Origin of the sequence: Curtobacterium phoenicis, assembly GCF_047238015.1 — a bacterium.
Classification (GTDB): domain Bacteria; phylum Actinomycetota; class Actinomycetes; order Actinomycetales; family Microbacteriaceae; genus Curtobacterium.
The window spans coordinates 893,010-907,819 of sequence record NZ_JBDFLZ010000002.1; the positions used below are offsets into that span (position 1 = coordinate 893,010).

General features: G+C 72.6%; 12 protein-coding genes. 7 read left to right on the forward strand and 5 right to left on the reverse strand.

Annotated elements, in window-relative coordinates; translation table 11 throughout:
* Positions 1 to 37: 37 nt before the first annotated feature.
* Positions 38 to 700: a membrane protein YczE gene (gene yczE, locus ABC270_RS04510; RefSeq protein ID WP_412879709.1), complete on the reverse strand. Its 663-nt coding sequence runs from the start codon at positions 698 to 700 to the stop codon at positions 38 to 40.
* Between the two features lie 60 nt (positions 701 to 760).
* On the opposite strand from yczE, the gene yczR reads away from it, so the two are divergent.
* The 3 genes from yczR to ABC270_RS04525 all read left to right on the forward strand — a co-directional run bounded on the left by yczR (position 761) and on the right by ABC270_RS04525 (position 6,529).
* Positions 761 to 2,203: a MocR-like transcription factor YczR gene (yczR, locus tag ABC270_RS04515; protein WP_412879710.1), complete on the forward strand. Its 1,443-nt coding sequence runs from the start codon at positions 761 to 763 to the stop codon at positions 2,201 to 2,203.
* 80 nt (positions 2,204 to 2,283) lie between these two features.
* On the forward strand, positions 2,284 to 2,940 hold the full coding sequence (locus ABC270_RS04520) for a DUF6518 family protein (protein ID WP_412879711.1): 657 nt from the start codon (positions 2,284 to 2,286) through the stop codon (positions 2,938 to 2,940).
* A gap of 34 nt (positions 2,941 to 2,974) precedes the next feature.
* Entirely contained in the window at positions 2,975 to 6,529 is a 3,555-nt protein-coding gene (locus ABC270_RS04525) for an efflux RND transporter permease subunit (protein WP_412879712.1), read from the forward strand.
* A gap of 150 nt (positions 6,530 to 6,679) precedes the next feature.
* Here ABC270_RS04525 and ABC270_RS04530 read toward each other — a convergent pair whose 3' ends face one another.
* The gene (locus ABC270_RS04530; RefSeq protein ID WP_412879713.1) at positions 6,680 to 6,922 is read right to left on the reverse strand and encodes a hypothetical protein; all 243 of its coding nucleotides are present in this window, start codon (positions 6,920 to 6,922) and stop codon (positions 6,680 to 6,682) included.
* Positions 6,923 to 7,253: 331 nt separating this feature from the next.
* Positions 7,254 to 8,264, reverse strand: coding sequence for an alpha/beta hydrolase (locus ABC270_RS04535; RefSeq protein ID WP_412879714.1), 1,011 nt, complete (start codon positions 8,262 to 8,264; stop codon positions 7,254 to 7,256).
* Between the two features lie 136 nt (positions 8,265 to 8,400).
* On the opposite strand from ABC270_RS04535, the gene ABC270_RS04540 reads away from it, so the two are divergent.
* Both ABC270_RS04540 and ABC270_RS04545 read left to right on the forward strand, forming a co-directional pair.
* Positions 8,401 to 9,255, forward strand: coding sequence for a PPK2 family polyphosphate kinase (locus tag ABC270_RS04540; RefSeq protein WP_412879715.1), 855 nt, complete (start codon positions 8,401 to 8,403; stop codon positions 9,253 to 9,255).
* 311 nt (positions 9,256 to 9,566) lie between these two features.
* Entirely contained in the window at positions 9,567 to 11,633 is a 2,067-nt protein-coding gene (locus ABC270_RS04545; protein ID WP_412879716.1) for a DEAD/DEAH box helicase, read from the forward strand.
* A 69-nt stretch (positions 11,634 to 11,702) separates the two neighbouring features.
* Here the strand turns inward: ABC270_RS04545 and ABC270_RS04550 are convergent, their stop codons facing one another.
* Positions 11,703 to 12,212, reverse strand: a complete 510-nt coding sequence (locus ABC270_RS04550; protein WP_412879717.1) for a mycothiol transferase — start codon at positions 12,210 to 12,212, stop codon at positions 11,703 to 11,705.
* A 10-nt stretch (positions 12,213 to 12,222) separates the two neighbouring features.
* Positions 12,223 to 12,738, reverse strand: a complete 516-nt coding sequence (locus tag ABC270_RS04555; protein WP_412879718.1) for a MarR family winged helix-turn-helix transcriptional regulator — start codon at positions 12,736 to 12,738, stop codon at positions 12,223 to 12,225.
* 252 nt (positions 12,739 to 12,990) lie between these two features.
* Here ABC270_RS04555 and ABC270_RS04560 point away from each other — a divergent pair, with 252 nt between their 5' ends.
* Together ABC270_RS04560 and ABC270_RS04565 are read left to right on the forward strand one after the other, a co-directional pair.
* On the forward strand, positions 12,991 to 13,587 hold the full coding sequence (locus tag ABC270_RS04560; protein WP_412879719.1) for a hypothetical protein: 597 nt from the start codon (positions 12,991 to 12,993) through the stop codon (positions 13,585 to 13,587).
* A gap of 42 nt (positions 13,588 to 13,629) precedes the next feature.
* Positions 13,630 to 14,802: a S24/S26 family peptidase gene (locus tag ABC270_RS04565; RefSeq protein WP_412879720.1), complete on the forward strand. Its 1,173-nt coding sequence runs from the start codon at positions 13,630 to 13,632 to the stop codon at positions 14,800 to 14,802.
* Positions 14,803 to 14,810 lie beyond the last annotated feature (8 nt).

Below are 14,810 nucleotides of genomic sequence, written 5' to 3' on the forward strand. Positions count from 1 at the left end.
CGCTACATCGCGAGTCGCGCGGGCGGCAAGGAGGTCTTCAGGAGGTGACCCGCGCCTCCAGGCCGGGTGCGGGTGTCGCGACGGCGAGCCGCGTGCGCTCCGGACTCCACGGGAAGCGGCGGAAGAGCGGCATGAGCGGCTGCACCATCGGGCCGATCGCGAACGCCGCGATGACCGTTCCCGCACCGACGTCCCCGCCGAGGAGCCAGCCGACGATCACGACGGTGACCTCGATCACGGTGCGCGCCACCCAGATCGGCCAGCCGAAGCGCTGCGAGACGCCGACCATCAGTCCGTCCCGAGCGCCCGTGCCGAACCCGGCGCCGATGTAGAACGCGGTCGCGACGGCGAGCAGCAGCAGTCCCGCGACGAAGAGGCCGATGCGGGGGAGCAGCCCGTCGGGAGCCGGGACGAGCCAGAGCACGAGGTCCGCCGACGGGCCGATCGCCAGCGCGTTGAGCAGTGTCCCGATGCCCGGCTTCTGGCGGAGCGGGATCCAGAACAGGAGGATCACGCCGCTGGAGACCACCGTGATGACACCGAACGACCAGGGCACCACGTGCTCGAGCCCCTCGGTCAGCACCGTCCAGGACGCGACCCCCACGACCGCGCGGACCTGGAGCGCGGTCGAGGCGCCGTAGAGGAACAGGCCGAGGATGAGCTGCGCGAACCGGAGGGTGAGGGCGGGGGTGCGGGACATGCTCCGATCGTGGATGAGATTGGCCTGCTGGTCGAGGGCCAATCGCGCTACCGTGGATCCATGACGCCCGTCCTCCTCAGCGCCCGGTCCGCTGCACTCCTCCTCACCGACTGGCGCGCCGGTACCGATGCGGCCGCGTACAAGGCGCTCTCGGACGCCCTCCGGGTCCTCGCCATCGACGGTCGCATCCCGCAGGGCGTCCGGCTGCCCGCCGAGCGGGGGCTCGCGGAGGCGCTCGGCGTGTCCCGGACCACGGTCGCGAACGCCTACGCCCGGCTGCGGGAGGACGGGTTCCTCGTCTCGGTGCGGGGATCCGGCAGCGTCGTGCGCCTGCCGCGGGACCTCGTCGGACGACCGGACCCGGAACGGCTCGGCGGTGTCGTCGGCGGTGACGTGCTCGACCTCCGCAAGGCCGCGCTGCACGCCGCGCCGGGCATCGCCGAGGCCGTCGAACGAGCGGTGCGCCACGTGCCCGCGGCGCTCGCCGGGATCGGGTACGACACCGTCGGCGACCCCGGGCTCCGTCGGGCGATCGCCGACCGGTACGCCGCCCGCGGCCTGCCCACCGACCCGTCGCAGGTCGTCGTCACGATCGGCGCGCAGCACGCCATCGCCCTGCTCGCCCGCGTGCTCGTCCGTCGCGGCGACGCGGTGCTCGTCGAGTCCCCGACCTACCCGCACGCGCACGAGGCCTTCCGCGAGGTCGGCGGCCGGCTCGTCGGGGTGCCCGTGGACGCCCGGACCGGGTGGGACACCGCGGTCCTCGAGCACACGCTCCGCCGGACCGCGCCGTCGGTGGCGTACGTCATGCCGGCGCTCCACAACCCGACCGGCGCGACGATGACGCCCGACGCCCGCGACCTCCTCGTGTCGGTCGCCGCGTCGGTCGGGACGACCGTCGTCGCCGACGAGACGATGGGCGAGCTCCGCATCGACGGCCCCGCCGCGACGCCGCTCGCGGCGGCGTCCGACGACGTCGTCATGATCGGATCGGCCGACAAGGTGTTCTGGGGCGGGCTCCGCATCGGCTGGATCCGTGCTCGTCCGGAGCTGCTCCAGCGGCTCCTCCTCGCGCGCCCCACGGGCGACCTCGGCACCCCCGTGCTCGACCAGCTCGTCGCGCGCGAGCTGGTCCCGCGGACCGAGGCCGTCCTGGAGGAGCGGCGCGCGTACCTGGCGCAGGCCCGCGACGACGTCGTGGGTGCGTTGCGCGCGCGGCTCCCCGAGTGGGACGTCCCCGCGCCGGCGGGCGGCTTGACGACGTGGGTCGGCCTCGGTCGGCCGGTGTCGAGCGCGCTCGTCCTCGCGGCACGGGCGGAGGGGGTCGTGCTCGCCTCCGGCGGTGTGTTCGGTCCCGACGGCGGGTTCGAGCGCTTCCTCAGGGTGCCGTTCACGATGCCGGCCGCCGACCGCACCAGGATGGTCGACGTCCTGGAACGGGCGTGGGCGCGGGTCGGTGGCGAGGCGGTCGGCCCGAGCGGGTCGCTGGCAGCGGTGGTCTGACGACGGGATCATCCCGACGGTGGAGGCGGTGCGTCCCTCCGACGGATGTCCCGTGCGACCGACCGCGGGATCCTGAGGGCATGGAGACGACCGTGCACCCCGCGCAGACCGAAACCCCTGAGCGGCCGTCCGACCGACCGACGATGCCCGTGGCGGCCCGCGTGGGCACCGCGACCGGGCTCGCCCTGCTGGCCGGGATGCTCTGCTCCTACGGACAGGCCGTCCCGGGGCTCGGGGAGTTCGCGAACTCCGCCGGCCCGTGGTTCGTCGTGGCGGGGCTGCTCGTGCTCCTGTCCGGCCTCCACCGGCGACCGGCGATCCCGATGGTGCTGGGTGTGGTGTTCCTCGAGCTCATGCACGTCGGGTACTGGGCCGCGACCAACCTGCGCGGCTACGCCGACTTCCTGTCCCTCACGAACTTCTGGGTCCTCATCGGGATCCCCGCGGGACTCCTCGCGGGCCTCGTCGTGTGGGCGCTGCGGTCCGGATCGGGTCGCCTGGCCGCCGCGGCGATCGGTGTCACCGGAGCGGTGCTCGTCGGCGAGGGGGTGCGGGCACTGCTCCGGATCGCCGACACCACCGGCACGACCTTCTGGACGATCGAGGTCGCCGTGGGCGCCGCGGTCGTCGTCGTCGGGGTGCTGACGGCACGGTCGCCGATCGACCGGATCGTCGCGCTCGGCACCGGGGTGGTCGGGTCGTTGGGCGTCCTGGGCGCCTACCTGTTGCTCGGCTGAGCCTCCGACCGCGCGGGCCTGCGAGGATCGGACGGTGCACCTCCTCTCGGTCTTCAGCATCCGGAACCGGTCCCTCATCGCCCTCGTCACGATCGTCGTCGCGATCTTCGGCGGCATCTCGCTGACGAGCCTCAAGCAGGAGCTGATCCCGAGCGTCGAGTTCCCCCAGGTCGCCATCGTGAGCGCCTACCCGGGCGCGACGCCGGAGGTCGTGTCGAACGACGTCTCGACGAAGATCGAGCAGGCCATCCAGGTGGTGCCGAACCTCGAGTCGACGAGCGCGACGTCGTCCACCGGGCAGAGCGTCGTGTCCGCGTCGTTCGACTACGGCTCGAACCTCGCGAGCGCCGAGGACAAGATCCAGACCGCCGTCAACGCGCTGTCGCTGCCGGACACGGTCCAGACGCAGATCGTCACCGGGTCGTTCGACGACCTGCCGGTGCTGCAGCTCGCGGTCACGGGCGAGGGCAACCAGGAGCAGCTCGTCGACCGGCTGAACGCGACGGCGATCCCGGACCTCGAGAAGCTCGACGGGGTCCGGCAGGCCGACGTGTTCGGCAACCCCGGGCGCCGGGTCGTGATCACGCCGGACGAGGACGAGCTCGCCGCGAAGGGGCTCACGTCGCAGTCCATCTCGGACGCCCTCAGCGACAACGGCACGCTCATCCCCGGTGGCACGATCACGCAGGACGGGAAGACCCTCTCGGTCCAGACCGGTGAGCGCATCTCGTCCCTGAAGGACATCGAGGCGCTGCCGCTCACCGCGACGTCGAGCGGGAGCTCGTCCGGGTCCGGTGCCAGCGCGAGCGGGTCGACCGCCGGCGCCGGCGGGTCGACGACCGGACAGACCGCGACCGGGCAGACCGCGACCGGCGGGTCGGCCGCCGCCGGGGCGTCGGGGGCGACCAGCACGACCGGCGGGACCGGCGCGGCGGGCGGGAGCAGTGCCTCCAGTCCGGCCACCGGAACCACGGGCGCGACCGACACGTCGACGACGCCGACGAAGCTCGGCGACGTCGCGAAGGTCGCCATCGAGGAGTCGCCGCGCACCTCGATCAGCCGCGTCGACGGCAAGACCGCGCTGACGATCGCGATCACGAAGACCCAGGAGGCGAACACCGTCGACGTCTCGGAGACGGTGAAGAAGGCCCTGCCGGACATCGAGTCGAAGGTCGCCGGCGACCCGGAGTTCACGGTGGTGTTCGACCAGGCGCCGTACATCCAGCAGTCGATCGACTCCCTCGCCGAGGAGGGCCTGCTCGGACTCGGGTTCGCGGTCCTCGTGATCCTCGTGTTCCTGCTGTCCGTGCGGTCGACGCTCGTCACCGCGATCTCGATCCCGACGTCGGTGCTCCTCGCGGCGATCGGCATGCGCGCCGCCGGGTACACGCTCAACATCATCACGCTGGCCGCGCTCACGATCGCGATCGGCCGCGTGGTCGACGACTCCATCGTCGTCATCGAGAACATCAAGCGGCACATGCAGCCGGGGGTCGACCGGTCCCGGGCGGTGCTCGACGCCGTGCGGGAGGTCGCCGGGGCGGTCACGGCCTCGACCCTGACGACCGTCGCCGTGTTCCTGCCCGTGGCGTTCGTCGCGGAGCTCGTCGGCGAGCTCTTCCGGCCGTTCGCGCTCACGGTGACGATGGCCCTCCTGGCGTCGCTGCTCGTGTCGCTGACGATCGTGCCGGTGCTCGCGTACTGGTTCCTCCGGCCACCGAAGACCCACCGGCACGCCGAGGCCGAGGGCGTCGCCGCCGGGGCCGAGGGCGTCGCCGCCGACGGATCACCCGCCGAGGCGCACACTGTCGGCGGGACCACTGCCGGCTCGACCTCTGCGGGCGCGACCGCTCCCGGTGTGCCCGCTGCCGGCGCGACCACTGCTGGCGCCGCGACCGGCGTCCTGGCCTCCGCCGCCGACCTGCACGACGCCGGTCGTCGCGACCGACTCCAGCGCGGCTACCGCCCCGTCCTCGCGTGGGCCATGCGGCGCCCCTGGGTGGTCATCGTCCTCGCGGTCTTCGTGCTCGGCGGCACCCTCGCTGCCGTCCCGCTCGTCAAGACGAACTACCTCGGCGACTCCGGCCAGAACACCTTCACGGTGACGCAGGACCTGGCGCCGGGCACGAGCCTCGACGACCAGTCCGACGCGGCCGCGAAGGTCGAGAAGGTGCTCCGCGGGGTGAAGGGCGTCGAGACCGTGCAGACCACCATCGGGTCGAGCGGGCAGTCCATCCAGGCGGCCTTCGGTGGCGGGGCCTCCGCATCCGTCCAGTACAACGTCACGACCGACTCCGCGGCCGACCAGCCCACCATCCAGACGACCGCCCGTGACCGCATCGAGAAGATCGACGGCGTCGGCCAGGTGTCGCTGTCCTCCGCCGGCGGCGGCTTCGGCGGCTCGAGCGACATCGAGGTCGACGTGACCGCGCCGACCCAGGCCGAACTCCGGACCGCTGCCGACACCGTGCTCCGGAAGATGCGGGGTGTGGACGGCACCACGGAGGCCACGAGCAACCTCTCGGCCTCGGAGCCCTACCTCGCGGTGCAGGTCGACCGCCAGGAGGCCGCGGAGCGTGGTCTCACCGAGCAGCAGGTCGGCGCACTGGTCGCCGCTGCTGTGTCGCCGCGGGACACCGGCAGCGTCGAGATCGACGACGCCACGCTCGACGTGTACATCGCCGACCCGAACCCGCCGCAGACGATCGCGGCGCTGAAGAAGCTCTCGATCCCGACGTCGACCGGCGAGGTGCCGCTGTCCGACCTCGCGACCGTCGAGCAGTCCGAGGGCCCGACCACGATCACGACGTCGAACGCGGTCCGCACGGCGACGATCACGGTCACGCCGGACGCGACGAACCTCGGCGCCGCCGTGCAGAACGTGACCGCGGCGGTCGACGCGCTGAAGCTGCCGAAGGGTGCGTCGGCGTCGATCGGCGGCGTGGCCTCGAGCCAGTCGTCGGCGTTCAGCCAGCTGTTCCTGGCGATCCTCGTCGCGATCCTGATCGTCTACGTGATCATGGTCGCCACGTTCCGGAGCCTGCTGCAGCCCCTGCTCCTCCTCGTGTCGGTGCCGTTCGCGGCGACCGGAGCGCTCCTGCTGCAGATCATCACCGGCATCCCGCTCGGCGTCGCGTCGATCATCGGCCTGCTCATGCTGGTCGGCATCGTCGTGACGAACGCGATCGTGCTCGTCGACCTCGTCAACCAGTACCGACGGCGAGGGCTCCGCGTCGCCGAGGCCCTGGTCGAGGGCGCGACGAGGCGACTCCGCCCGATCCTCATGACCGCACTCGCGACGATCTTCGCGCTCGTGCCGATGGCGCTCGGACTCACCGGCAAGTCCGGGTTCATCTCGCAGCCGCTCGCGCTCGTCGTGATCGGTGGTCTCGTGTCGTCGACGCTCCTGACCCTCGTCGTCCTGCCGTCGGCCTACTTCGTCGTCGAGCGGGCGCGGGAGCGTCGGGCGGACCGCATCGCGGCGGGCATCACGCGCAAGCAGGCCCGGCAGCAGCGGCGCGAGGAGCGGAAGCGGCGTCGTGAGGAGCGGCGTGCGGCGCATTCCCAGAAGGCCGCATCGGCGGACTGACCCGGCGCGCGCCCCGTCGTTCGGTCCGAGGTTCCACGCAGCGTGTCAGGCTGCGCAGGTCGCACGGTCCGCGGAACCGCGCACCGGGCGGGTGCCCTCGCACGGTGCGCGGCGTCCGCTCGCACCGTGCAAGGGTTCGCCCGGAGACCGTCAGCGGTCGGACGCCTCCACCGCGCGGAACCAGTTGACGAGCACGACCACCAGGGTCGTGACGAAGACGATCGCCGCCACCTGCGCCAGGACCTGCATGTGCCCCGTCGCCGCCGCGTAGCCGCCGAACGCGACCGTCGCGCAGAACGACAGCCCGAGGAGGAGCTCGACCACCGACCGCAGAGCGGAGGCGTGCTGCCAGGTGGTCGGGGCGGTCGCGGGGCGCGTCGAGGTGTCGGTCACCCCGGAAGTCTGCGCGGCTCCGGCGCGCAACAGCAGTCCCGACTCCGGGTGGCACCCGGCCAGGGGACGCGGCGCCGACACGACGCGGGGGAGGCAGGTCTCGGGTCGCGCTTGGCCGTTCCGGTGCGCGGAACCCGGGTCCCGCGAACCGGAACGGTCACGCCGCAGATCGAGGTCCGACCCCGATCGGCGTCGATCCCGTCGGTCCGTGCCGGGCCGGCCCACGCCAGGCTGGTCTCCGCCTGTTGCGGACGCTTCGCGGCGGCGGACGGGAGGCGCGGTGCGCGCCCGCCCCGCGCCTCCTGTCCGACGGTCCGCTGGTCCGGACCCCTCAGCCGAGCCGCTCGCGCAGGAACGCGACCACGCGCTTGCTCATCGCCTCGTCGAGCTGCGCGATCGAGTGGGCCGTCCCCTGCACCTGCACGAACGTCACCGGTACGTCGTGGGACCGCAGCGTCGTCACGAACTCCTGCGACTCCCAGAGCGGGATGAACTCGTCCGTGGAGTGTCCGATGAAGAACGGCGGGGTGTCCGCCGTGACGTGGTACTCCGGCGACGCCTGCTCGGCCGCCGGGCACCGCGTGTACGTCCGGCACCCGAGGTAGAGCAGCTGCTTCCGCTGGAACGATGCGGACACCCCGTCGGCCTCGGTCGAGCGGCTCGTCAGGTTCGTCGGTCCGCTGAGGTCCACGACCGCCCGGATCCGGTCGCCGTCCGCGTACGCCGGGGAGTCGTGGTCCGTGACGGCGAGCAGCGCCGCGAGGTTGCCACCGGCGCTCCCGCCGAACAGCCCGACGCGGTCACGGTCGACGTCGTAGGTCGTGAGCGTGCTCGTCCGGAACACCCAGTCGAGTGCACGCCGGACGTCGTCGTACCCGGCGGGGAACGGGTCCGTCGGGGCGAGGCGGTAGTCGACGGCGAACGTGACGAACCCCTGCGAGGCGAGGTACTGGCACACCGACCGGTAAGCGGCCGTCGCCTTGTCACCGTGCGACCAGCTGCCGCCGTGGATCATCATCACCGCGGGGCGGGTACCGGAATCCCGTGCACCGCCCTTCGGAGTCGCCGGGGACGGTGCAGCGGTGGGCGTGGGTGTGGCGGTCGCGTCCGGTTCGCTGTCGGGCGGCAGGCAGACGTCGAGGCGCTGCAGCGGGTCCGCGCCGTACGGAACGTCCGCGACGACGTCGACGCCGTGGTAGCGGAGCGACAGTGGGTAGATCACCGGGTCGGTCGTGACGGTGGCGTTCCGGTCGCCGGTCGGGTCCGGGCTGCACGCGGCCAGGGCGACGAGCCCCGCGAGCACGCCGACGGCGGCGAGCAGCGAGCGGCGAGCATTTCCCATCACGACCACGCTAACCCGGCGGTCTGCGCGCCCACCTCCACCGGGGGACGGAGGAGCATCCGGGGCCGGAGAACGGCTGCCGGGCGCAGTGCGCCGGCCGGTGCCAGGATGGGCGACAGACCCCGCAGGAGGACCCGTGAGCCGTCGCAAGGCCTGGAACGCCGATCCCGAACCGCTGCTCCGCGTCGAGGAGGGCTTCCGCCTCGACCGCGTCGACCCCGACGGCACGCCGGGTTTCCCCGGACGCAAGATCGACGGACTCGAGGCGCTCGCCGCCGGTGCCGTACGGCTCTCCGCACTGCAGGAGCGCCTGCACGCCTCGGCCACGGCGGGGGACCAGCGGCGCGTGCTGCTCGTGCTCCAGGCGATGGACACGGCGGGCAAGGGCGGGATCGTCTCGCACGTGGTCGGCGCGGTCGACCCGAACGGCGTCCACTACGCGGGCTTCACGGCCCCGACCGCCGAGGAACGCGAACACGACTTCCTCTGGCGCATCGAGAAGGAGCTCCCCGGTGCCGGGCAGCTCGGGGTGTTCGACCGCTCGCACTACGAGGACGTCCTCATCCAGCGGGTGCGCTCGTTCGCGCCGCCGGAGGAGATCGAGCGACGCTACGGCGCGATCGTCGAATTCGAGGACCGGCTCGTCGCCGAGGGCACGACGATCGTCAAGGTCATGCTGCACATCTCGAAGGACGAGCAGCGCGAACGACTCGGCGACCGGCTCGACCGCCCCGACAAGCACTGGAAGTTCAACCCGGGCGACATCGACGAGCGTCTCCTCTGGGACGAGTACCAGCAGGCGTACCAGATCGTCTTCGACCGCACCTCGACCGCGCAGGCGCCGTGGTACGTCGTGCCCGCGAACCGGAAGTGGTACGCCCGGCTCGCCGTGCAGCAGCTCCTGCTCCGTGCGCTGGAGGACATGCAGCTCACGTGGCCGCCCGCGGACTTCGACGTGGCCGAGCAGCGTCGGCGGCTCGCCGAGTCCTGACCCCCGATCGGACCGGCCTGGAGGCACGCCCCACCTCCGTCCGACGGCGCGCGTCCGCGCGGGGCGGGCTGACGTAGGGCCTGCGCCTGACCTCCGCCCCCGGGGCTGGCCAGTCCGCGACGCATCGCGTAGACTCACTCGGTCGGCCTTCGACGCCGTGGCACTGTGACCACGGAGTTCTTCGTTTGGGTGTGTGTTGCTCGAGGGCTGGAATCACGTCGATCCGCGACGGGATGAACCCCCGCTCCACGATCCGCCCCCGCCGATGTCGCTGCCGGGTGTCGTGGCACGTCCGCACCCCGGAAAGAACCATGGCCCCGTACGACAAGGGCGCGCGTCAGCGTGCCGATGACCGAGTCCGCCACCCGAACGGCACCCCCGCCGCTCGCTCGAGCAAGCACCGCGGCTTCCGTGCCGCCGACCCGTCGCAGCCGCGCCAGAAGCAGCGCTGGGACGCCGAGGAGCGTCGTGGCCGCGGTGCGCAGGGCGACCGTCCCGCACGCCCGAACTGGGAGCCGCGCGAGGGCGGCCAGAGCCGTTGGAACCGCGACGACCGTGCGCCGCGTCGCGACCACGGCGACCGTCCGCGCCGCTTCGACCGTGACGACCGCGCGCCGCGTCGGTTCGACCGTGACGACCGCGCGCCGCGTCGGTTCGACCGTGACGACCGTGACCGTGACCGTGCGCCGCGTCGTGACCAGGACGACCGTGCCCCTCGCCGGTTCGACAGGGATGACCGTGCTCCGCGTCGGTTCGATCGTGATGACCGTGACCGTGACCGTGCGCCGCGTCGCGACCACGACGACCGCCCGCGTCGGTTCGACCGGGATGACCGTGCTCCGCGTCGGTTCGATCGTGACGACCGTGACCGTGCGCCGCGTCGCGACCAGGACGACCGTGCTCCCCGTCGGTTCGATCGGGACGACCGCGCGCCGCGTCGCTTCGACCGCGACGACCGCGACCGCGCCCCCCGCCGTTCGTTCGACGAGGACCGTCCCCGCCGTGAGCGCTTCGACCGCGACGACCGCGACCGCGCACCCCGTCGCTTCGACGACCGCCCGCGCCGCTCCTTCGACGAGGACCGCCCGCGCCGCGACCGCTCCGACCGCGACGAGACCCGTACCCCGTACGTGCCGGCCGACGACGTCAAGCTCGAGAAGCTCCAGGCCGAGGCGACCGTCGCGGCCGACGTCGAGGGCGTGACGTTCGCGGACCTCGGCATCGGTGGCAACATCTCCCGCACGCTCGCGGAGATGGGTGCATCGAACCCGTTCCCGATCCAGGCCGCCACGATCCCCGACGTCCTCGCCGGCAAGGACGTGCTCGGCCGTGGCCGTACCGGCTCCGGCAAGACCATCGCGTTCGGTGCGCCCCTCGTCGAGAAGCTCATGGAGCACGGCGGCGGCACGAAGCGGAAGATGGGCCGCGCCCCGCGTGCGCTCATCCTCGCCCCGACGCGCGAGCTCGCCCTGCAGATCGACCGCACGGTGCAGCCGATCGCCCGCTCGGTCGGGCTCTTCACGACGCAGATCTACGGCGGCGTGCCGTACGGCCGTCAGGAGGGTGCGCTCGAGCGCGGCGTCGACATCATCGTCGGCACGCCCGGTCGCGTGCAGGACCTCATGAACAAGGGCAAGCTCGACCTCAGCGAGGTCATCGTGTCCGTGCTCGACGAGGCCGACCACATGTGCGACCTCGGGTTCCTCGAGCCCGTTCGAGAGATCCTGTCCGCGACCGCCGAGGTCACGCCGCAGGGCAACCGCGCGCAGAAGCTCCTGTTCAGCGCCACCCTCGACGCGCAGGTCGCGTCGCTCGTGTCGGAGTTCCTGCACGAGCCGAGCGTCCACGAGGTCGCGGGGGAGGACCAGGCGTCCTCGACCATCGACCACCGCGTGCTCGTGGTCGAGCAGCGCCAGAAGGACCAACTGCTCGAGGAGCTCGTCGCGGGCTCCGGCAAGACCATCGTCTTCGCCCGGACCCGCGCGTACGCCGAGCGTCTCGCCGACCAGTTCGAGGACGCCGGCATCCGCGCGACCTCGCTCCACGGCGACCTCAACCAGTCCCGACGCACCCGGAACCTCGGGCTCCTGTCGAGCGGCCGGGTGAACGTGCTCGTCGCGACCGACGTCGCCGCCCGCGGCATCCACGTCGACGACGTGTCGCTCGTCGTGCAGGCGGACGCCCCGGACGACTACAAGGCGTACATGCACCGTTCGGGCCGTACCGGTCGTGCGGGCGCCGAGGGCACCGTCGTGACGATCGTCACCCGGAACCGCCGTCGCAAGATCGAGGGCATCCTCGACAACGCCGAGATCGAGGCCGAGCTCGTGGAGGCCGCCCCGGGCGACCGCCTCGTCGCGGAGCTCGCGGCGCGCTGACGCACGGACAGACCGACGGGAGGCGCGGTGCCGGCTGGCACCGCGCCTCCCGTCGGTCGTGCTCCCGCGTCAGCGGTTGAAGAAGAGCAGGCCGCGCACGTAACCGGCCTGGCCGGCGTGCTGGACGCAGTCGTCGAGGATGCTGACCAACCGGACACCGGCCGTCACGGGCGGATCCCAGGCGTCGTCGACCACGACGTCGAGGTCCTCCGGATCGAGCGTGGCGAGGTACTCGACGGTCCTCGCCGTCACCGCGTCCAGGTAACCGGTGAGCAGGTCCGCCGACGCGCGCACCCGGCCGACGTCGTCGCGGGACATGCCGTAGCCGAGCGCCTCGGCCGGGAAGGGCAGGCCGAACCGGTCGACCCAGCCGTCCGCGGTCCAGACCTGCTCGGACCCGGCGAGGTCCGCGACCTGGGCGTCCTGGCCGCGTGCGGCGTGCCAGGCGAGCCAGGCAAGGGTGTTCGCACCGGCTGCCGGACGTGCGGCGAGCTGGTCCTCGGAGAGGCCGTCGAGGGCGCGGCCGATCGTCTCCGGAACACGGGAGAACGCTTCGGTCAGGAGTTCGGAGGGCGTCATGCCCGTGAGGCTACGCGCGTGCCGCCAGGGCGGAACCGACCCGGTCGAACACCTCGGACAGTGCGGGACGGTCGCCGGGCGGTACGGACTCGGCGAAGACCGTCCGCCAGAGTCCGCCGATCTCCTCGGCGACGACTGCTCCGGCAGGCGTCAGGTGCAGGAGGATGCTCCGCCGGTCGTTCGGGTTCGGTCGGCGCTCGAGGTGACCGCGCTGCTCGAGTCGGTCGATGAGCGACGTCATCGCGCCCGTGGACAGTCGGAGGAACGCGCCGGCTTCCTTCGGTGTCATGCCCTCGCCGTCGGCTGCGGCGAGGTGGAAGACGAGGCGGATGTCGGTCGGCCCCAGCCCGTGTGCTGCGCTCGCTCGCTCGAGGGCCCGGGTGTGCCGCGATTGGAACAGCCGGAACGCGTCGACGAGGCGGTCGAGATCGCCGTCCGGCGCACCGACGACGACGTCGGGCGAGGCGGGTGCAGGGGGCAGACCGTCGGCTCGGCGGGCGGGGAGCACGGGGGTGGGGTCCGTCATCACGGTTCTCTCGGGTGGGGGTCGGCGCGTTCGGTCGCCGTTCCGCTCATCATCCAGGTATCTCAACGATTGAACCACCCCCGGAACAGGGGGTGTTCCTCGTCTTGTGAGTCACACGGTGAGCAAGTAGCTTGATGATCGTAACAACGCGATGGTCGCTCACCTCGACCATCACCACGGCACGCAGCGCGACCAACCACCGCGGGTCCGGGCCGACCACCGATCAGATCTCTTCTCCGCTGGAGCACACCCATGTCCCGTGTCACCCCTCGCGCCGCCCGTCTCGCCGCCTGGATCGCCGTCCCCGCCGCACTCGTCGCCTCGGGAGTCGTCGTCTCGACCGCCTCGTACTCGGCCTTCTCGGCCACCACCGTCAACCCGACGAGCAACTGGACCGCCGGCACCGTCGCGCTCACCGACGACGACGCCAACACCGCACTCTTCACCGCGACCGGCCTCAAGCCCGGCTCGACCGGCACGAACTGCATCGCCGTCACCTCCACCGGATCGCTGCCCTCGACCGTGAAGCTCTACGGCACGAACGCCGCCACGACGAAGGCGCTCGCGGCGAACATCAACCTCACGGTCGAGCAGGGCACCGGCGGCGGGTTCGGCTCCTGCACGGGGTTCACCGTCGGGACCGGGGGCAACCTCTACTCCGGCACGGTCGACGGCTTCGGCTCCGCCTCGACGAACTTCGCGAACGGTGTCGGGAGCTGGGCGCCGACCGGCACGGCCTCGGAGACCCGCGTGTACCGCTTCACCTACTCCGTGCCGACCACGGCGCCGAACTCGATCCAGGGCGGCACCGCGGCACTCGGCTTCACCTGGGAGGCCCAGAACAGCTGAGTCCTCCCGCACCCGTCGTCGCGCTCCCCGTCGGAGGTCCTCGTGGTCAGCATCGCCGTGCCCGGTGGCAGCACACCGCACAGCGCGATCCGTGACGCCGTCGACTGGGGGCGCGTCGTCGTCGGCACCCTCGCCCGCGGCGTGGTCGCCACCGTCCTCGGTCTCGCCCTCTGGGCCGCGGCGCCGGCGCTCATCGGGTGGCAGCCGACCACGGTCATGACCGGGTCGATGGAGCCCCGGCTCGTCCCCGGTGACGTCGTCGTCTCCCGTCCGGTGCCGCCGGCCGAGGTCCGGCCGGGCAGGATCCTGCTCGCAGACGACCCCGACCAGCCCGGCCACCTGCGGATGCACCGCTACGTCGAGGAGGGACCGAACGGCACCCTCGTCACGAAGGGTGACGCCAACCCGCAGGCCGACTCGACGCCGCTCGAGCCGGCCGCCGTGCACGGGGTGGCGTTCCTCCGGATCCCGTTCGTCGCCGCGCCGATCACCTGGCTCCGCGACGGCGAGTGGGCCCGGTTGGGGCTGCTCGGCCTCGGGTTCGCGGCCGTCCTCGCGCTCTGCGCCGTGGACGGGTCGCTCCGTCGCCTCGCCGCCGGCGACGACGGCGCGGACGAGGACGTGGACGACCAGGACGGCGATGGTCGCGGTCCGTCGCGACCAGGGGACGACCTGGAGGCGCGGGGCGGGCCCGCACCGTCCCTCCCGGCCGGTCGCGGCACGACCGTCACCCGTCGCTCGCTCCGGCGACGCGCTCGGCGGGGTCGGCGGGTGCGCCGCCTGGGTGGCGCGGCTGCCGTGGTCGTGCTGGCCGTCGGTCTCGGGACCCTGCTGTCCCCGTCGGCGGTGGCGGCGCCGTTCTCGCGCACGACGAGTTCGACGTCGACCTACGGAGCCGGGACGCCGGTGAGCGTGTCCGGCTTGTCCTGCGCGCCCGCCTCGGCCACCAGCGTCACGATCTCCTGGTCGTACCCACCGACGACGGACATCGGGGTGCCGACCTCGTTCGACCTCATGGACGGGACCACCCGGGTCGCGACCGCGCCCGGGACGGCGTCGTCCCTCGTCTACAGCGGGAGCGGTCTGCTCGCGCTCGGGACGGTCGACCTCCGCATCCGCACGAACCTCGGTGGGTCGTGGACCGTGCCGAGCTCGCAGTCGGTCAAGGTCCGGGTCCTCTCCCTGGCCGGGTCGGGCTCCGCGGGCTGCGGCTGATCCCTGCA